This is a genomic window from Limnoglobus roseus (assembly GCF_008254045.1).
Taxonomy (GTDB): domain Bacteria; phylum Planctomycetota; class Planctomycetia; order Gemmatales; family Gemmataceae; genus Limnoglobus; species Limnoglobus roseus.
The window spans coordinates 2,724,466-2,743,987 of sequence record NZ_CP042425.1 but is presented as its reverse complement, the minus strand read 5'-3'; the positions used below and the strand labels follow the sequence as shown (position 1 = coordinate 2,743,987).

The following is a 19,522-nucleotide window of genomic DNA, read 5'->3' as shown; positions in this document are numbered from 1 at the left end:
CGACACGGCCCGCTTACGCCGGGCCGCTCGCCATTTAATCCTTCGCCAATTCCCGCACTCGGTCCTTCAATCGCTTCACGCTCGCCTCGTAGGCTTCCGTATCGGTGCTCCGCTGCGGTGGGATGCCGTCGAAGTGGCCGTGAATCCGGCCGGCCTTGTCCACGAGCACGATGAACGTGGAATGGTCGAACTCGTCGCCGGGCTTGCCGTCGGGCCGCTTCTTCGCCAGCATCATGAAGCCCTCGTTCGCCAGCGCGTGAATCTCCTTCTCCGGCCCCGTCAGGAACAGCCACCGATTCGGGTCGGCCCTGTACCGCTCGGCGTACTTCTTCAACTCTTCCGGCGTGTCACGGTCCGGGTCGATGGTGAACGTCACCAGTCGCACGTCGGGCACGTCGGCCAACTCCGCTTGCAGTCGCGCGAGCGTTGCGGCCACGGCCGGGCAGGTGCCGCTGCACCGCGTGAAGACGAACGACGCGATCCACACCTTGCCCGTCAGGTCGGCGTTCGTCACCGACTTGCCGCTGCGCTCCGTCAGGTGGAACGCGGGCACGGTGGGCAGCTCCGTGTCATCGGCAGGCGGTGTCGGCTTCTTCGACCGCAACGACTGCGCGAGGAACGCCCCGCCCACGCTGGCGGACAGGGAGAGGAGGACGATCAATATCAAGCGAAGTTTCGGCACGGCGGGGTCCGTCGGCGGGAGGAATCACTCCGTCATCATAGCCCCCGCCGCAGCAGAGTCCCACCAGTCTTCCGCGAACCCGAACGACAGCGTCATGCCGGCCCCGCCGGGACTGGCGACGACGTGGCACCCCGGCTGCGGTTGCATCATGAAAAGCGCCTGCGTCGGGTGCTTCGCGTACACGCCGTGCCACCGGCTGTCGATCCGCGGATTCGGCAGCCGGAGGAGTTTGCGGAGGTACGTCAGAATCAACTCGTCGATGCGATTGTTGTCGAACGGCGTGATGGCGTCGTCGTACTCGTGCGAATCGCCGATGACGACCTCGCCCGCTTGGTTCTGCGACGCCATCACGTGAATTCCGTACCGGACGTGTTCCGGGTACTCGTCGGCCAACCGCTTCTTCAGCGCGGGCAACGTCGGGCACGCCGCGAAGGCGGCGTAGTGCGCGAGCGTCAGGCCGCCGGCGATGTGCGGGCCGATCCGCCAGCCCGCCGGTTGCGGGGCCGTTCGCAACATCTGGAGCTTGCACCGGCGCAACGGCGTGGCGGCGAACTCCGTCGGGAAGAGCGTTTCGAAGTCCGCCCCGGAGCAGACGAACACGCGGTCGGCGGTCCACCCGTCGCCCGCCGCCGTCCGCACGCGGGGCATCTCGACGGCGGTAACGGCCGTGCCGAACAGCACCTCGACGTTGTGGTGCGTGGCCAGCCAGAAGGCGAGTTGGTCGACGGCCTGCCGCGGCTCGACGCACAACTCGTGGTGGCTGGCGAGCGAGCCGTACAGCCCGTCGCCGTTGACGGCCGGGTAGAGTTGCGTCGTGTCGGACGGCGAGAGGAGTTCGCAGGACTGGCCCGCCCCGGCGGCGAACTCTTGCAAGACGGTCCACTCGTCCGCCGCGTGGGTCAGGTGCAGCGCGCCGCACTCGTGAACCCAGACGCCGGCGGCGTCCCGCAGTTCCAGCCACCGCTCCCGGCTGCGGAGGGCGAGTTGGCGGAGCTTCCCGGCCGGTTGGCCGATGGGCCAGACCATGCCGAAATTGCGGACCGAAGCCCCGACCGCCTTCGGCGACCGTTCCAGCACCGCGACCGACTTCCCCCGCCGGACCGCCTCCCAGGCGAACGCCAGCCCGACGATGCCGCCCCCGACGACGACCACATCGACTCGACGTTCCATGCTCACTCACCCGCGTGGGGAATTGGTGCGGACGCCCGGCCGCGTCCCGTACGACACGGTGGCGAGGGGACCGTTCGGTTCGAAGGGAGAGGGCATTACAGCGCGACGGTCGGGTCGGTGGTGCCGCGGACGATCAGGCGGCTCGGCACGACGACTTTCACCGGCGGCCGGTCGGGAACTTTCCGCCGGTCGTTCATGAGCCGCACGGCTTGCTCGGCCAACTGCTCAGCGGGGTACTCGCACGTCGTCAGCCCCGGTGCGGTGAGCGACGCGGCCGGCAGGTTCTCGAAGCCGACGATGGCCACGTCCTCCGGCACGCGGTGGCCGTGGCGGAGCAGTTCGACCATGACGCCGAGCGCGATGTAGTCGTGGTAGCAGATGATCGCGTCGAGGTTGCGGGCCTTGATTTCGTTCAGAAGGTACTCGCCGGCTCGCGGCGTCGGGTACTCTTCCGGCATGTTCAGCACGTGATCGGGGTAATCGCCCGGGTTCCTGCGCGCGTCCTGGAGGGCGAAGAGGTAGCCGGTCAGCCGGTTGCGGTGACTGCTCGTCGGCGAGGCGACGGCCATGCCGATGCGCTTCCGCCCCAGGCCGATCAGGTGCCGCGTCACGGCCTTGGCTGCCGCGATGTCGTCGAGGGCAACGAGGTCGTGCCGCAGGTCCTCGCGATCGCGCAGGTTTCGTTCGAGCAACACCACCGGCAGCCCGGCGGCGCGGCACCCGTCGAGGAAGGTTTCTTCCACCTCGGTTTCGGCGGCACTGGTCCGCGACGGCAACAGGAAGACGCCGTGGACGCCGCTCGCGAGGGCGGCCTGAGCCGCCACGGTCGCGTCTTCGACGGTCAGACCGGGGGAGAGTTGGAACACCTCGTTCGGCAGGTGCATCGGAATCCGGCGGGCGAGCAGTTCGAAGCCGATGCGGACCGACGCGGCCACCTCGCCGGCAATCGCGCTCGGGGTCACGCGGAGCAGCACGGCGAACTTGTCCGCCGCCGGGGCGGGCATTCGGAACGCCCCCGCCCGCTCGACGATGTGAATGAGGCCCTTGTCGCGGATGACTTGGATCGCCCGCGACGCAGTGACGATCGAAACGTGGTGCCGCGTGGCCACGTCGCGTACGCTCGGCATCTTCTCACCGTTCCATTCGCCGTCGCGAATGGCCGATTCGAGGGCGTCGGCGACACTCTGGTACTTGGGCGTGACGACCTTGCGGTTCATGACGCGGCCCCGGGAGAGGGGATCAATACGCCGTGTGGTACAGACCGCTTGATTCTGGTCGCTGTGGGGTGAGAAGTCCACCGAGAAATGGCCGCCGGTCGCGGGAAGTGTCACTTCTTCGCCGCAAGAACCTTGCCGACGACTTCGACGAGGGCCTTCGGCTGGAACGGCTTCGTCAGGTACTCGGCCGCCCCGGCCCACTTGCCGCGGAGCTTGTTGAAGAAGCCGTCCTTGCCCGTCAGGAAGATCACCGGCACCTTCGCCGTGGCGGGGTTCTCCCGCAAGAGAGTGCAGACCTGGAAGCCGTCCATCCCCGGCATGATGATGTCGAGAATCGCGAGGGCGGGGACACCGTGCGTTTGAAGGGCTTCCGCCACCTGCAAGCCGTCGGCGAGGCTGACGACACGGTAGTCGGCCCCTTGCAGGGCCACGGTCACGAGTTTCCGCACGGTGGCGCTGTCGTCCACGACCAACACCAGCGGCGGCCCTTCCGGGGCGTCCGGCTTCGTCGGCCGGTGGGCCGGGGCGGTCCGCCAGTGGGCCGCGAGCTTGTGAACCTGGGCCTTCCAGTTCGCGTCGGCGTCCGCCCGGGTGGCCGCGGCGTTGAAAATCTTGATCGCCTCAGCCGGCCGACCGATGTTCAGGTAGGCCAACCCCAGGCAGAAAGCGTCGGCACTGCCGGGGGCCGACTGTGCCCGCGGCGACAACCGGGCGATGGCCCGGCCCATCAGTGTTTCGTCCGCCCCCGTCGGCGTGTCGAAGGCCGTCGGGCTGTCCAGCACGACGACGGCGTTGCAGTGCGAGCAGCGGGGCACCGGTTCGCGGCCCGGCGATTCGCACAGCGGGCAGGTCCACGCCGCCTGGACCGGGTACTGCGCGAGGCCCTGTTTCGCCCGCTCGTTGTTCGGGTTGATCTCCAGCACGCGGCGGAGGTAGCGGATCGAATCGCTCGGGTAGGTCGAAACGCCGGCCATCCAGAGGAGGGCGTGCTCGTTGTCCGGGTCGATGTCGAGGGCTTCGCGGAGCAACTGCCGGGCGGTCGGGAAGTCCTTCCGGTGGGCAGCATCAATCGCAGTGCGGACGACGGCCGTCGTGAGGCCGGTCTTGGCGTGGTGGTTGTCCGGGTTGAGTTTCAGGACCGTGCGCAGGCACGACAGAGCTTCCACCGGGTCGGCGGCGACGTTCGCCAGCCACAGCCAAGCGATTTCGTTTTCGGGTTCGAGTCCGACGACCTGCCGGATGACGAACCGTGCCCGAACCTTGTTACCCGCCTGGGCGGCGGTGATGCCGTCGCGCAACAAGGAAGGGGTCTGCGATGGTGGCATGGGTGGTCCGCGGTGATTATTCCTATCAGGGCTATATTGTTCAGATTTCGGAAAAGTCAAACTGTGTCAATTCTCCTATCACGAGAAGGTTGATTTTACCCGACCGGAAGAGGTCGCCGAAAGGGCATAACCGTGAATACAGGAAAAATCGGTATTCTGTGGGACGTAGACGGCACGCTCGTCGACACGGCCGAGCAACACTTCCTGGCCTGGGAACAGCTGTCCACCGAGATCGGCCACCCGTTCACGCGGGCCGACTTCGCCCGCACCTTCGGCTGGCGGAACCCGGAAATCATCCGCACGCTGTACGACGCCAACGCGGATGACGCCAAGTGCGAACGGCTCGCGCTGCGGAAAGAGACGCTCTACCGCGACAGCGTGATGAGCGGCGGCACGAAACTTCTGCCGGGGGTGAAGGCACTGCTCGACGCCTTCGAGGCGGAAGGGTGGCCGCAAGCGGTCGGCTCGTCGGCCCCGCGTGAGAACCTGAACCTATTGCTCGGGGCGACCGGCACGCGCGACTACTTCCCGACCATCGTCTGCGGCGAAGACGTGACCCGCGGCAAGCCGGACCCGGAAGTGTTCTTGAAGGGAGCCGCCGGGTTGGGGATTGCGCCGACTCGGTGCGTGGTGTTCGAGGACGCGGTTGCCGGCGTGCAGGCCGCGAAGGCAGGCGGTATGGCGTGCATCGCGGTGACGTTCGTCGGGCATCACCCGGCGGAGAAATTGCGTGAAGCGGGGGCGGGGTTGGTGGTGGCGACGTTGGAAGAAGTGACGGTGGAGGTGGTGCAGAGACTGGTCGGATAACGGATTCGGTGAGCCGAGCGGCGTAAGCCGCCAGGTGAATATCGCGGACATTCACCCGGCGGCTTACGCCGCTCGGCTCGCCAAAATTACCCGATGCCCGCGCCGCTCAGGCTGCCGGCTTCCGCCTCCACTTCGCGGTGTTTGCGCACCAGGGACACTAGGCCGTTCGCGTCCAACCCGGCGTCGGCGAGCAGTTCGGCCCGTTCGCCGTGCTCCACGAAGCGGTCGGCGAACCCCTTCCGAACGATGTTCCGCGAATCGAGGCCCGCCGCGTTCGCGGCCTCCAACACGGCACTGCCGAAGCCGCCTTCGAGCGTGCCCTCTTCGACCGTCACCACCAGCGGCAACAGGTCCACGGCCTTCAAGATCGTCTCCGTGTCCAGCGGCTTGACGAACCGGGCGTTGATGACGCCGAAGTTCAGGCCGTCCTCGTCCTTCAGTCGCTTCGCGGCCGCCATGCACGCAACGGTGCGTTCACCGAAGGCCACGAAGCAGCCGTCCTCGCCCCACTCGATCACTTCCGCCTTGCCGAGTTCGATCGGCGTGACCGAGCGGTCGATCTTCTCCAGATTCGCCTTCGGATAGCGAATGCCGATCGGCCCATTGTGGGCCATCGCGAACTTCAGCATCGGCTCGATGTCGGCCTCGTCGCCGGGGGCCATGCTCACCATATTCGGGAAGATGCGCATGTACGGCACGTCGAAGACGCCGTGGTGCGTCGGGCCGTCCGGCCCCGCGACGCCGGCGCGGTCCAGCGTGAACACGACCGGCAGGTTTTGCAGGCAGACTTCCTGGAAGATCTGGTCGAACCCGCGTTGCAGGAAGGTGCTGTAGATGTCCACGATCGGCTTCGCCCCGGCCTTCGCCATGCCCGCGGCGAACGCAACGGCGTGGCTCTCGCAGATGCCGCTGTCGAAAAACTGCTTCGGGAACGCCTCGCGGACCTTCTCCAACTTGTTCCCTTGGCACATGGCGGCCGTGATGACGCACGCCTTCGGGTCGCTGCTGAGGACGCCGAAGATCGCCGAGGACATCGCGTCGGTGTACCCCTTCGCGCCGCCCTTCTTCATGCTGAGGATTTCGCCGCCCGGCCCGAGTTTCTCGAACACCGGCGGCGAGTGGTACGTCACCGGGTCGTCGGCCGCTTCCGGGATGCCGTGGCCCTTGTTCGTGAAGACGTGCAGCAGGATCGGCCCCTTCTGCCCCTTCAAGTCCTTCATGATCTTCCGCATCGCCGGCAGGTCGTGGCCGTCGAACGGGCCGAAGTACCGGAAGCCGAACTCTTCGAACAGCATGCCGTCCTTGAAGAACGCCTTCATGCCGTCGCGGAGACCTTCGAGCGACACGCGGGCCGCCTCGCCGACGAGCGGGATCGACTTCAGCAGGTCGTTGAGCGTCCGCTTGCCGCCTTGATAGAGGCCAGTCATGCGGCACTGGTCGAGGTACTTCGCCACGCCGCCGGTGCGGGGGCAAATGCCCATCTTGTTGTCGTTGAGGATGACCAGCGCGTTCTGGCCGAGGCCGGCCATGTTGTTGAACGCCTCGAATACCATGCCGCACGGCAGCGCCCCGTCGCCGATGACCGCGACCGCGTGCCGGTCCTTGTGGCCGAGCAAATCGTCGCCCGCCTTCAGCCCGGAGATAGTGGACACGCTCGCGCCGGCGTGGCCGGTCATGAACAGGTCGTAGGGCGACTCGGCCGGGTTGGGGAAGCCCATCAACCCGCCTTTGGTGCGGATCGAGTGGAACTGGTCGTACCGGCCGGTGACGAGCTTGTGCGGGTAAATCTGGTGGCCGGTGTCCCAGATGAGCCGGTCCTTGCTGAAGTCGTAAGTGAGGTGCAGCGCCAGGCACAACTCGACGACGCCGAGGTTGCTGGCGAAGTGGGCCGACCGCGTGGTGAGCACCCGGACCAGTTCACCGCGAATCTCGTCCGCGAGTCGCAGCAACTGAGGTTCGCTCAGTGCCTGCAAGTCGGCCGGGGACTTGATGCGCGGGAGCAGCTCGACTTTGGACATAAACTTCCCCACTGTGGTTTACCGATCCCTCTCTGCCACAGACTTCGCCAACTCGGCCAGCAGCTTTCCCTTCGCCCCGAAGGTGTTGGCCGCGGCCATCGCGTCCTCGCCCAACTCGCGGGCCTTGCGACGGCTCTCGCCCACGCCCAGCAGTCCGGGGTAAGTGAGCTTGCCCCGGGCCGCGTCTTTGCCGACCTTTTTGCCGGTCTTCTCTTCGGTGCTCTCCACGTCGAGCAAGTCGTCCGTCACCTGGAAGGCCAGCCCGAAGGCCGTCGCGTAGCGGTCGATCGCGTCCAGCGCCGTCGGCGGCACCCCGGTTTCGCCGAGGGCCGCGAACACGCCGAGGCGGAGCGAGCCGCGGAACAGTGCCCCGGTCTTCCGCCGGTGGATGTTCTCCAACCCGCCCACGTCGGCGACGCCGCCCTTTTCCCCTTCCAGGTCGAGTACCTGCCCGCCGACCATGCCGGTCGCACCGGCGGCACTGGCTAATTCTACACAACTAACCGCCGCCGTTCGCGGCGGGTAACTGCTCGCCAGCACTTCGAACGCCATCGTCAGCAGGCCGTCGCCGGCCAGGATCGCCAAGGCCTCGCCGAATTTCTTGTGGCTCGTCGGCATCCCGCGCCGAAGGTCGTCGTCGTCCATCGCCGGCAAATCGTCGTGAATCAGCGAGTACGTGTGGATCATCTCGACCGCACACCCGGCCGGCAGACTCTGTTCCAGCGTGCCGCCGACGGCCTCGCAAGCGAGGGCGGCGAGCAACGGCCGTAACCGCTTACCGGGGGCGAAGAGGCTGTACGCCATCGCGTCCGCGAGGGCGGGCGGGGCGGATGCGGTGAAGCGTGACAACGTCGTGCGAAGTGCGGATTCGACCGCATCCTGCCGTGTCTTGAGTTCGTCCCAGAGCGGACCAGCCAACGAACGGCCCATCCATGCGAGGTCGTGTCGGAATCGCGTTGGCCTCTGTCTTAGTGTTCCCAGGGTAAGTCGTCACTTCGTCGCAAATACTTTACATCGCAAAGTCGATAATGGGAAGAGCAATTCCGACGGTGACGCACCACTTATTTGGCCGTCGAGGTCGCGGCGTGGTGGAAGTTCAGTGCGGACGTGAAATCGCGGTTGAGCAAACTCGCCACGGCTCGCAGTTGCAACACGTCCGGCCCCGGTCGAAGCGTCTCTGCGTGTGCGATCAACGACAACGCTTCGGCGACCCGCCCGTCGGCCAAGTGTCGGCCGGCCGTCGCGAGCAGCGATTCGCGATCGTCTTCGAGCTTGAACATCAGCGACAGGTCGGTCGAGCACCGGCGGCAGTTCGGCCCGGCGCCGTTCGCCGCCCGGCAACAAGGGCAGGTGATCGTTGGCATGACGGTGTTGTAGCAAATGCGGGAATTGTGTTCGCAAGTCGAGCGAGGCATGACCGGACAGTTACTCGGTGCCGGGATCCGGAAAGGCGAAGCCGCCCGTGGTAAGATAATGGCATAAAAAAGCCGAGGCGTGTAGCCCCGGCTGCCATTGGGATCAATATGTGTTTTAACCCGCGTCTTCCCCGTGCCGAGTCCCACCGTCGTTCTTCGGACCGGGCTGCTGGAGAGAGTGCTCACCGTTGCCGGTGAAGTCGCCGAGCCTTCGCTTCGGGTCTTGCTCCTGAAATCCGTTAGCGTTGCTGGCCTGGACCTGGCCGTTCTGATCTTGTGACTAGTTGAAGCCCGTTTGTTGTTGGTTCCCCGCCAGGATCGAGCCCGGGGCATGATTCTTCTTGCTCATGGCATATCCTCCGTTGCTCGGGCGAAAGTCCTCTATGTGAATTGCTGGCTTTCCTGGCCGAAAGTTAGCAAGCGAACTGAAGTTACTCCCCATTATCGCCTTCATCGCTCACATTCGGGCAGCCGTCATCGGCCAACCGCTGCAGATCGATGCGATCGGTGTTCTTCGTCATGGCTCGTCCTCAGGGTGATCGTCGTGTCATTCCCGACTTCCTTACTCTTGCAATCGCGGGGCCAAATGCGCGACGATCTTCGCCCCGGGACAACGCTCCCGTAAACCCTTGCCACCCTGAACAATTGACTCACGGCCAATTTGCAGCATGCCCGAGCAGAAGCCCACCATGACCGTCCGCCGGGACGCTCAAAAAGTCCGGGCGTCCCCTCCTGTCCGGCCACGCTAGCGAGGTAGGGACGCCCACTCAAGTTAAGAAGAGCACTCCTATTTCGGCTTCTGGACGGTCAGCTTCCGGCTGTAAATTTTTGTGCCGTGCGCGATGTAGAGCACGCTATGATCCGGGCCGGCGAGAACGCACGATGTCAAGGGTTGATCGTTGTCGACTTTCGGCAGAACACCGCAGGGTCGGCCGGTCGGGTCGAAGACTTGCACGCCCAACTTGCTCGTGACGTAGAAACGCCCGGCCTTGTCGACCGCCATGCCGTCGCCCTGCGAGTTCTGGATGTACGGCGGCGGTTCGTTGAACTTGAACTCGCCCTTGGGGTCGATCGGCAACCGCATCGGCATCGTCGGCGCCTTGGCGTCGAGCACACCGCCCTTGTTCACCCGGAACGTCCAGGTGTGCGTCCCGCCGTAGTCGGACACGGCCAGCGTGCCGCCGTCGTTCGACAGCGCGATGCCGTTCGGCTTGCCGATGCCCGTGTCCGCGACCTTGACTTCGCCCGTCTTCGGATCGATTCGCGTCACCTGCTTCGCGGCCGTCTCCGTGATCAGAATGAAGCCGTCCTTTGTCACCGCGAGGTCGTTCGGTTTGACCCCCTCCGCGACGACTTTCACGTCGCCGCTGCCGGGGCTGATCGCGATGACGCGACTCTTCGACCCTTGACAGCCGTACAGAACCGACTCGTCCGGACTGAACTTCAAGCCGCTCACGGACTCCTTGCTGATCTCTTTGCGCGTCCCGTCGATACCGATGCGAACGACGGACGGGGCCTTCATGTCGCAGAAGTAGAAGTTGCCGGCCTTATCGGTGCACAGCGCGTCGGCGAAGCCGACGTCCTTGGCGACAATGTTCCACGACTGATCGCGGACCAGCAGGTTGAGGAGGGTCAGGTCGCCGCCGAGGTCGCCCTTGGTGTCGAGCACCGGCGTGGGCTTCTCCTTCCGCCACAACCACGTCATCGCCTCGGGGAATTTCGACCCGCCGAAATCGGCGTTGTGAGCGTACCCCTCGGCCCAGTCGAAGCGGACGTCGTACCCCATGTACTTTAGCGCGGACGCCATCTGCTGGTTGGCCCACGGCCAACTGCCGGCGACGTTATCCACGTCACCACTGGTGTCAGCCAGGTAGACGCGGATCGGCTTCGGCTCCGTCTTGCGAACCAGCGACGGGTAGACGTTGCCGCCGCGCAGGTTCGTGAAGCTGCCCACGCTCGAATAGACCTTGCGGAAGAAGTCGGTTCGCTCCCACGCGGCGGTGAATGCGCAGATCGCGCCCGAACTCGATCCGCCAATGGCGTGCATCTCGGGGTCGTCCGAGATCGTGTACTTCTTCCGGACCTCGGGGATGATTTCCTCTAACAGGAACCGCACGTAGCGGTCGCCGAGGCTGTCGTACTCCAGGCCCCGGTTGGAGTGCCGCCCCTGCACGCGGGGCTTGTCCTTCTCGTGCCCCGGGTTGACGAAGACCGCGATCGTCGGCGGCATGTCGCCCCGGGCGATCAGGTTGTCGAAGACCGTCGGCACCCGCCACCGGCCCTTGTCGCCCTTCATGCCCTCGCCGTCCTGGAACACCATCAACGCGGCGGGCTTGTCGGCCGCGTACTGGGCCGGCACGTAGACCGACCAGTCGCGAGTGGTGTTCGCGAACACCTTCGACTCGAACGCCGACATCTGCACGACCGTGCCCTTCGGCACGTCGGCCTTCGCCACCGCGTCCGGGTGCGGCGTCCACTCCGGCTTCGTCTCGACGTGCGGCAGCTTCGTGCTTTCGGCCTTGTCGCTCCACAGCCACTTCAGCGCGTCCGGCAGCCCCTCGCCGCCCCACTTGCCGCTGTGCCCGCCCTCGGTCATCTCGAGCTTGTACTTGTACCCGGCGAATTGCAGAGCCATCGCCAGGTCTTGATTGCCGAGCGGCCAGTTGCCGTGCAGGTTGTTGAGGTCGTCCTTGCCGTCTTGCAGGTACACCTTGATGGCCTTCGGCTTGTCCTTCGTCTTGCGCACGAGGCCGGGGTAGGCCCAGCCGCCGCGGATGTTGGTGAAACTGCCGATGTGGCTGAGGACGAGGCCGAACTGGTCGGGCTTCTCCCACGCGACCGTGAACGCGGCAATGCCGCTCGACGAGATGCCGCACACGGCCCGCTTCGTCGGGTCCGTCGTCACGTTCAGCCCCTTGAGGGCCACCGGCAGGAACTCCTCGACGAGAAACTTCGGGTTGGTGTCGCCCATCGAGTCGTACTCGAACGAGCGGTTGCTGCGGCCGGCCGCGCCGGGGACCGTGGCCGGGACCGTTCCCGGATCGACGAACACGGCGACGGTGACGGGCATCGCCTTCTGGTGGATGAGGTTGTCGAACACGACCGGCACGCGGAACCCGCCCTTGGGGTTCGCGTACCCGCCGCCGTCCATGAAGACCATCAACGCGGCCGGCTCGTCGGCCTTGTACTGCGCCGGGACGTAGACGCTGTAGTTGCGGGTCGTCCCCGGATAGACTTTGCTGTCCGTGAACTGCCCGGCCTTGGTCTTCCCTTGCGGAACGCCGGCTTGAGCGATTCGATCGGGATGCTCTTGAGCCCGTATCCGGGTCTGCGAGGCCGATAGCGTGAGGATGAGGACGATCCAACTACGTGAGAGAGGCTTCATTAACGGACTCCCGGTCTTGATGTGCCGCACGTCAGACGCCAGGGTTGCTTTACCGGAAATTCAGACCGCTTCCAGAGAGCCTCTCTTTGCCCGTGTGGGCCGTAACGACCGTACAGGACGGTGTCGGCCGTTTCCCGCGAAACTCTCAAGTTCGCGTGATCTTTGGGCGGTCGCCCGTTGCATATCGCGCTGGGGACGGGTAAGCTCCACAACAAATCCCATCCGCTTCCCCCGCCGCGCCCCCTTCTGACGATAGCGGCCAGGAGCACGCGATGAACCCCTCCGAGGCAGTGCCGCCCACGCACGACCCGAAGCCGCCCCCGCGCGAACCGCTCGCCGTCGTCGGGATCGGCTGCCGGCTGCCCGGCGGCCTCGACTCGCCCGCCGCCTTCTGGGACGCCCTCTTAAGAGGGGTGGACGCGGTCTGCGAGGTGCCCGCCGACCGCTGGACCCACACCCGCTACCACGACCCCAGCCCGGACAAGGTCGGCGGCATTCGTAACGCGAAGGGCGGGTTCCTGGCCGCCATTGACCAGTTCGACGCCGAGTTCTTCGGCTACTTCCCCACCGAGGCCCAACGGCTCGACCCTCAGCAGCGGCTCCTGCTCGAAGTCACGCACGAGGCGATGGAGGACGCCGGGCTGCGCCGCGACCAACTCGACGGCAGCCGCACCGCGGTGTTCGTCGGCTCGTTCATGTACGACTACCTCGCGATCCAAACCGCGAGCGAGGCCCGCGACGAGATCAACCCGTACGTGGCGATGGGCACGGCCGTTTCCTCGCTCGCCAACCGCATCTCCTACGACTTCAACCTGAAGGGGCCGAGCGTCACGCTCGACACCGCTTGCTCCTCCTCGCTCGTTGCCGTCCACCTGGCGTGCCTGAGCCTGTGGGCCCGCGAGGCCGACGCCGCGATCGCCGGCGGCGTGAACGTGATGCTCCGCCCGGAGTCGTCCGTCGTCCTCTCGAAGGCCGGGTTCCTCAACCCCGACCAGCACTGCAAGGCGTTCGACGCCCGCGCTAACGGGTACGTCCGCGGCGAGGGCGTCGGGGTGGTGGTCCTGAAGACGCTGCGGCGAGCACTGCTCGACGGCGACGCGGTGTACGCGGTGATCCGCGGCAGCGGGGTGAACCAGGACGGGTACATGCCCGAAGGGTTCACCGTTCCGAACGTCGTCTCGCAGATCGCGCTTTTGGAAGCGGTGTACGCCGACGCCGGCGTGGACCCGCTCGGCGTGAACTACGTGGAGGCGCACGGCACCGGCACCGCGGTCGGCGACCCGATCGAGAGCCTGGCACTCGGCGCGGTGCTGGGCCGGGGCCGCGAGGCCGGCCGGCGGTGTTGGATGGGGTCGGTGAAGACCAACCTCGGCCACCTCGAAGGCGCGGCCGGCATCACCGGGTTCATCAAGGGCGCGCTCGCGGCGCACCACGGCATGGTGCCGCCGAACCTCCACTTCCACACGCCCAACCCGGAAATCGACTTCGAGGGGTCGAACCTCGACGTGCCGACGCGGCCCACCCCGCTCGACGCCGACCGCGGCCCGTGGACGGTCGGCGTGAACTCGTTCGGGGCCGGCGGCACCAACGCCCACGTCGTCCTTCAAGGCGTGAGCCCCCGCGGCCCACTGAAACGCACGGTCACCCCGCGGCGCGAAGCCGCGACGCTGTACGTCGTGAGCGCGAGCCACCGCGACGCGCTCCCCGCGCTGGCGCTGCGACACGCCGACTTCCTGAGCGCGACCAAGCTCCCACTGGACGACGTAGCGTTCTCGGCGTTCACCCGCCGCAGCCGCTACCCGCACCTCGTCGCCGTCGTCGGCACGTCCGCGAAGGAGGTCGCCGACCAGTTCCGCCGCTTCGCGGCTGGCGAAATCGAGCGCACCACGCTCGTCACGCGCATCGAGCGGCAGAAGCGGCCGAAGGTCGGGTTCGTGTTCTCCGGGCAGGGCGGGCAGTGGCCGCGTATGGGCCTGGCACTGATGGACCGCGAGCCGGCGTTCCGCCACGCGATCGAAGAGATCGACGCGCTGTTCCACGAACTGGCCGGGTGGTCGCTGCTCGACGAGTTGCGGAAGCCCGAGGGCGAATCTCGCGTCGATGAAACGGTGATCGTTCAGCCGGCGACGATGGCGGTGCAGGTCGCGCTGGTCGCGCTGTACGAGCACTACGGCGTCCGCCCGCACGGGGTCGTCGGCCACTCCGTCGGCGAGGTCGCCGCCGCGTTCGCCAGCGGCGCGCTCACGCTCGAAGCCGCGGTCCGCGTCATCTACCACCGCTCGCAGGCGCAAGACCGCGCCGGCGGCGGCGCGATGCTGGCCGTCGGGCTCTCGCTCGATGAGGCGCGTAAAGCCGTCGCGGGGTACGACGGCCGGGTGTCGGTCGCGGCGGTGAACGGCCCGAAGATGCTGACACTGTCCGGCGACCCCGAACCGCTCGGCCAGATCGCAACGGAGTTGGAGGCCCGCGGCGTTTTCAACCGCCCGGTGCGCGTCCGGGTGGCGTACCACAGCCACCACATGGAACGGATTGAGGCGGAGATGCTAGCCGCGCTGGCCGGCGAAACCGGGAGCGTCGCCACCACCCTGCTGTACTCGACCGTCACCGGCCGGCACGAAGTCGGCCCGCACCTGGACGCGGGCTACTGGTACCGCAACGCCCGCCAGTCGGTGCTCTTCACCGACGCGCTCGCGGCAATGCTGGACGACGGGTTCGACACGTTCGTGGAGATCGGCCCGCACCCCGTCCTCGTCGGTGGGTCCGAGTCGCTGTTCGCCGCGCGCGACACCAACGCCACCATCTGCCCGACGATGACCCGCCGCGAGCCGGAAGTGGTCGTGTTCCTCCAGAGCCTCGCGCGGCTGGCGGCCCGCGGCGTCGAGCCGGACCCGGCGGCGCTGTTCGGCCCGAACCGCCGCTACGTCCGGCTGCCCAAGTACCCGTGGCAGCACGCCCGCTACTGGTTCGAGCCGCCGGCCGTCGCGCTCCAACGCCGCGGGCGGTTCGATCACCCGTTCCTCAAGCGGGCCACCGCGCTCGTCACCGAGGACGGCCCGGCGGTGTGGGAAGCGGCAGTCGACGTGCAGAAGTTCCCGTACCTGCGCGACCACGTCATCGACGGTGAGGCGGTGTTCCCCGCGACCGGCCACCTCGAACTCGCGTGGGCCGTGGCCGCGGAGCAGTTCCGCCACGAACAATTCTTCCTGGAGAACGTCCACTTCGACTCGCCGCTCATCCTGCCGACGGCCGGCGCGCACCCGCTCGACGTGCGGTTGGAGGTCGTGTCCGGCGAAGGCGAGTACCGGATTTGCAGTCGCGCCGCGGACGCCGAACGGGAGACGCCGTGGGCGCGCCATTCGTCCGGCCGCATCAACACCACCTACGACCGCTTCGACAAATCCACCGCGTCGCTCGCCGAGTTGCGGGAGCAGTTCGCGGGCGCCGACGCGGTGAGCGTCGAGCGGTTCTACGACAACCTGCGCGGCGCGGGACTGGACTACGGCGACCGCTTCCGCGCGGTTCGAGAGGTCTGGCACCGCGACGGCGAACTGTTCGCGCGGCTCGACCTGCCGGACGAACTCGCGCACGAAGCGCAGCGCCTCAACGTCCACCCGGCGCTGCTCGACGCGTGCCTGCACGTCGTGTTCGCCGCGAGCCACCTGAGCGGCGACCCGGGGCGCGTCTTCCTGCCGTACCGCATCGACCGCGTCCGCGTCCACCGCCGGCCAACCCGGGCCGTCTGGTCGCACGTCAAGGTGACGCGCAACGACGAGCAGTTCCTCGGCTCCGACTCGCTCGTGTTCGACACGGCGGGCGAGTTGGTCGCCGAGGTGATCGGGCTGACGTGCAAGCGGTTGCCCGGGGCCGGGTCGCGTCCCAGAGACGCGACGTACGACGGCTGCTACGAGTACCGCTGGACTCCCGCCTCGCGCACCGCCGCGCACGGCCGCGTGTTCGACTGCACCCTCGCGGTTCTGTTCGCCGACGAGGGCGGTGTGTGCGACGAACTCGCCCCGCGCCTGACGGCGGAAGGGGTTCGCACGCGCGTGGTCCGCGCTGCCACGCCGGACGCGATCGAAACCGCGCTCGCGGACGTCCCGCTCGACCGGCGGTGCACGATCGTCTTCGCCGCCGGATTGACGCCCGCCCAGGCGTGGCGCGGCTTGAATCACGTCCCGGCCGTGCCGCTGCTCCTGCGGCTCGCACAAACGTTGCTGGCCCGTGAAGGCGTGCCGCGCCTGTTCGTAGTCACCCGCGGCGCGGCCGGGGTGGACGGCGACCGCGACCTTGATCTGGCCCAGGCGACGCTGCACGGCATGAGCCGCGTGATTCGCAACGAGTGCGCGAACGTCGCGCTTCAGGTGATCGACTTGGGCGAAACAACGTCCGCCGACGAGCTGACCCGCGAACTGCTCCACTGCCGCCGAGACCGGGACGAATCGGAGGTCGCCCTCCGCGGGGTCGAGCGGTTCGTGCGGCAGCTCGTCCCGGTGGACCGCGATTCCGCCGAGCAGGCCGCGAGTTCGGACGAAGCCGGCGTCGGCGGGGCGTACCGGGCCGAGCTGCGCGAACCCGGCGTGCTCGACGGCGTCGTCTTCTGCCGGCTCCCGCCGGCCGACGTGGGCGCGGGCGACGTGGAAATCGCGGTGCAAGCCGCGGCACTCAACTTCAAGGACGTGATGAACGGCATGGGACTGCTGCCCGAGCCAGCCGTCGTGGGCGGGTTGACCGCGCACCGTCTCGGGTTGGAAGTGGCCGGCACCGTCGTTCGCGTCGGGGCGGGCGTCACGCACCTGAAAGCGGGCGACGCGGTGATGGCTCGCGTGCCGGAGGGGTTCCGCGGCCGCGTCGTCACGCCCGCGAAGTGCGCCGTTCCAATGCCGGCCGGGTTGACGCCGCAACAGGCCGCCGCAGTACCGGTCATCTTCCTGACGGCGTGGTACTCGCTGCACCACCTTGCGCGTGTACAGCCCGGCGAAACGGTGCTGATCCACTCCGCGGCCGGCGGCGTCGGCGGCGCGGCGATCCAGTTGGCGCACCGGGTCGGGGCCCGGGTGATTGCCACCGCCGGGACGAAGGAGAAGCGCGCGTACCTGCGGACGCTCGGGGCGGAGCACGTCTTCGACTCCCGGTCGCTCGACTTCGCCGACGGCGTCCTCACGGCCACCGGCGGCCGCGGAGTGGACGTGGTGCTGAACTCGCTGTCCGGCCGGTTCGTCGCGCAGAGTTTGAAGTGCCTCGCCCCGTTCGGCCGGTTCGTCGAACTCGGCAAGGTGGACGTCTACCGCAACAACAAGTTGGGGCTGGAGCGGTTCGGCGAGAACGTGTCGTACTTCGTGGTCGATGTGGACCGACTCGCCGCCCACAAGCCGGACCTGCACTTCCGGATGCTCTCCGAGATCGCGGGGCAGTTCGCCCGCGGTGAACTTCAGCCGCCGGAGGTCACGGCGTTTCCGGTGTCCGAACTCGCGGACGCCCTGAAGTTCATGTCGCGGGCGGCGTACCGCGGCAAGATCGTGTTGGACATGGCGACCGCCCGCGTCCGCGCGCTGCCGCCGCGGGCGGCCGCGTTCCGCCCCGACCGGGCGTACCTGATCTCCGGCGGAGCGAGCGGGTTCGGGCTGGAGGTCGCACGGTGGCTGGCCGACCGGGGGGCGCGGCACCTCGTCCTCCTCAGCCGCAGTGGGTGTAAAAGCATCGCCGACGGCGCGGCGGTGAACGCACTGCGGGCGCGGGGCGTCACGGCCGCCGTCGAGCGCGCGGACGTGGCCGACCCCGTCGCGGTGGCGCGACTGGTGCGCCGCTTCGGCGGCGACCTGCCGCCGCTCGCGGGCGTGATCCACGCGGCCGCGGTGCTGGACGACGCGACCATCCCGGCGACGGACATGACGCGCTTCGCGCGGGTGTTCGCGCCGAAAGCTCAGGGCGCGTGGGACCTCCACGCAGCGACCGTCGAAGCCGGCGCGGACCTGGACTTCTTCGTGATGCTCTCGTCCATCTCGGCCGTGCTGGGCCTGTACGGGCAGATCAACTACGCGGCGGCCAACGTCTTCCAGGACGCGCTCGCGGAGCACCGCCGGCGGCGCGGGCTGCCCGGCACGGCGGTCAACCTCGGCGTACTCGGCGAGTACGCGGGCATGTCGCGCGGGGCCGGCGAGGTCGTCGGGTTGCTGGACAGTCAAGGGCTGGCCGCGATGCCCCTCGGCGACACCTTGGCCAAGCTGGAAGCGGCTGTGGTGCAGCGGCCGGTGCAGCGGGTGGCCGCGCGGCTCGACTGGAACCGGCTCCGGGCCGCATACCCACATCTGGCACGCGACGCCCGGTTCCTCGAACTGATGGGCGACGCGGCACTGGCCCGCGGGGGCCGTAAGCCTGGGGCCGATCTGCGCGGCGAACTGACGGACCTGGACCCCGCCGACCGCACCCCGCGCCTGCTGGACGAACTGCGGGCGGCCCTGGCCCGGGTGGTCGGCGTGCGTCCCGAGCAACTCGACGCGGCAACGCCCATCGACGCCCTCGGCCTCGACTCGCTGATGCTGACTCAGTTGCGCAACTGGGTGCTGCGCACCCTCGACGTGAACCTGCCGCTCATTAAGCTGCTCAAGGGGCCAAGTCTGAACGCGCTCGCGGCCGACTTGCTCGGCGCGGTAACCGGCGCAACCCCCGCCCCCTCTGGCTCGCCCGTGGGCAGCCCCGCAACCCCGGCCGCGTTCACCTTGGCGGACCTGGACAGCGTCCGAGTGCTGAACCCCTGGCTGATCCGCGGGTGCGGCAGCACCGACGCCCCGTGCCGGCTGATCTGCTTCCACTCGATGGGCGTCGGCGCGTCGCTGTTCACCGCCTTCCTGCTGAACCCGCCGCTGGGCACCGACATCGTCGCGGTGCAGACCCCGGGCCGCGAGAACCGGACCGGCGAACCGGTCGCGGAAAGCGTGGACGAGTTGGTCGAGCGGGTGGTGCCGCACCTGCTCCCGCTGTTCGACCGCCCGGTGATCGTGTGGGGCCACAGCTACGGCGGCGTCGTGGCCCGCGAGGTGATCCGCCGGCTGCGTGAGCACCACGCCCGCGAGCCGGTCCACTTCCTCGTCACCGGCACCGTCGCCCCGCACCTGATCTACCTGTGGCAGCGGCGCGAGGTCATGCTCAAGGCGATGGCCGCGGACAACAGCCCGGAGTACCTCGTCTCGCTGTCGCGGTACGTGGACAACCCGGCGTTCCTGGCGTCCATCATCCCACTGATGCGCGCCGACTGGCCGCTGCTGAAGAACTACCGGTATCGCCCGGCCGCCCCGCTCGACTGCCCAATCACCGCGTTCGCCGCCCGGCAGGACGACATGGTGTACCCGGACGAGGTGCGCGAGTGGGGGCGGCACACCGCCCGCGCGTTCGAGCTGATCGAGGTGGACGGCGACCACTGGTTCCTGAACCGCAACCGCGCGCTCATCACCGCGACGCTGGCCGCGGCCGCCTGCGCAGCGGTCCCGTCCGCCGCGCCGGTCTGAA

At 67.8% G+C, this 19,522-nt stretch carries 10 protein-coding genes; 2 read left to right on the top strand and 8 right to left on the bottom strand.

The features are described from left to right. Positions 1–34: 34 nt before the first annotated feature. The 4 genes from PX52LOC_RS11435 to PX52LOC_RS11420 all read right to left on the bottom strand — a co-directional run bounded on the left by PX52LOC_RS11435 (position 35) and on the right by PX52LOC_RS11420 (position 4,394). A complete protein-coding gene (locus tag PX52LOC_RS11435; protein ID WP_149110223.1) occupies positions 35–682 on the bottom strand; it encodes an SCO family protein in 648 nt (215 codons plus the stop codon). A gap of 24 nt (positions 683–706) precedes the next feature. Beyond that, a complete protein-coding gene (locus PX52LOC_RS11430) occupies positions 707–1,852 on the bottom strand; it encodes a TIGR03364 family FAD-dependent oxidoreductase (RefSeq protein ID WP_149110222.1) in 1,146 nt (381 codons plus the stop codon). 95 nt (positions 1,853–1,947) lie between these two features. Next, the gene (locus PX52LOC_RS11425) at positions 1,948–3,069 is read right to left on the bottom strand and encodes a LacI family DNA-binding transcriptional regulator (RefSeq protein ID WP_149110221.1); all 1,122 of its coding nucleotides are present in this window, start codon (positions 3,067–3,069) and stop codon (positions 1,948–1,950) included. Positions 3,070–3,179: 110 nt separating this feature from the next. Then, a complete protein-coding gene (locus PX52LOC_RS11420) occupies positions 3,180–4,394 on the bottom strand; it encodes a response regulator (RefSeq protein ID WP_149110220.1) in 1,215 nt (404 codons plus the stop codon). Between the two features lie 132 nt (positions 4,395–4,526). On the opposite strand from PX52LOC_RS11420, the gene PX52LOC_RS11415 reads away from it, so the two are divergent. Further along, on the top strand, positions 4,527–5,201 hold the full coding sequence (locus PX52LOC_RS11415) for an HAD family hydrolase (RefSeq protein WP_246173695.1): 675 nt from the start codon (positions 4,527–4,529) through the stop codon (positions 5,199–5,201). 86 nt (positions 5,202–5,287) lie between these two features. Here PX52LOC_RS11415 and dxs read toward each other — a convergent pair whose 3' ends face one another. The 4 genes from dxs to PX52LOC_RS11390 form a co-directional block, all read right to left on the bottom strand. Continuing rightward, the gene (gene dxs, locus PX52LOC_RS11410; protein ID WP_149110219.1) at positions 5,288–7,219 is read right to left on the bottom strand and encodes a 1-deoxy-D-xylulose-5-phosphate synthase; all 1,932 of its coding nucleotides are present in this window, start codon (positions 7,217–7,219) and stop codon (positions 5,288–5,290) included. 18 nt (positions 7,220–7,237) lie between these two features. Next, positions 7,238–8,149: a polyprenyl synthetase family protein gene (locus PX52LOC_RS11405; RefSeq protein WP_149110218.1), complete on the bottom strand. Its 912-nt coding sequence runs from the start codon at positions 8,147–8,149 to the stop codon at positions 7,238–7,240. Between the two features lie 131 nt (positions 8,150–8,280). Continuing rightward, entirely contained in the window at positions 8,281–8,583 is a 303-nt protein-coding gene (locus PX52LOC_RS11400; protein WP_149110217.1) for a hypothetical protein, read from the bottom strand. Between the two features lie 838 nt (positions 8,584–9,421). Then, complete coding sequence (locus PX52LOC_RS11390) at positions 9,422–12,019, bottom strand: alpha/beta hydrolase-fold protein (protein WP_149110216.1); 2,598 nt, start codon at positions 12,017–12,019, stop codon at positions 9,422–9,424. A gap of 272 nt (positions 12,020–12,291) precedes the next feature. Between PX52LOC_RS11390 and PX52LOC_RS11385 the strand changes: the two genes are divergently transcribed. Further along, positions 12,292–19,521: a type I polyketide synthase gene (locus tag PX52LOC_RS11385; RefSeq protein ID WP_149110215.1), complete on the top strand. Its 7,230-nt coding sequence runs from the start codon at positions 12,292–12,294 to the stop codon at positions 19,519–19,521. The last annotated feature ends 1 nt before the right edge of the window (position 19,522 follow it).

Excerpts from the sequence above, each read along its gene's own strand:
- dxs (WP_149110219.1), bottom strand. The coding sequence starts at position 7,219 with ATGTCCAAAGTCGAGCTGCTCCCGCGCATCAAGTCCCCGGCCGACTTG.
- PX52LOC_RS11425 (WP_149110221.1), bottom strand. The coding sequence starts at position 3,069 with ATGAACCGCAAGGTCGTCACGCCCAAGTACCAGAGTGTCGCCGACGCC.
- PX52LOC_RS11400 (WP_149110217.1), bottom strand. The coding sequence starts at position 8,583 with ATGCCAACGATCACCTGCCCTTGTTGCCGGGCGGCGAACGGCGCCGGG.
- PX52LOC_RS11385 (WP_149110215.1), top strand. The coding sequence starts at position 12,292 with ATGAACCCCTCCGAGGCAGTGCCGCCCACGCACGACCCGAAGCCGCCC.
- PX52LOC_RS11390 (WP_149110216.1), bottom strand. The coding sequence starts at position 12,019 with ATGAAGCCTCTCTCACGTAGTTGGATCGTCCTCATCCTCACGCTATCG.
- PX52LOC_RS11405 (WP_149110218.1), bottom strand. The coding sequence starts at position 8,149 with ATGGGCCGTTCGTTGGCTGGTCCGCTCTGGGACGAACTCAAGACACGG.
- PX52LOC_RS11420 (WP_149110220.1), bottom strand. The coding sequence starts at position 4,394 with ATGCCACCATCGCAGACCCCTTCCTTGTTGCGCGACGGCATCACCGCC.
- PX52LOC_RS11430 (WP_149110222.1), bottom strand. The coding sequence starts at position 1,852 with ATGGAACGTCGAGTCGATGTGGTCGTCGTCGGGGGCGGCATCGTCGGG.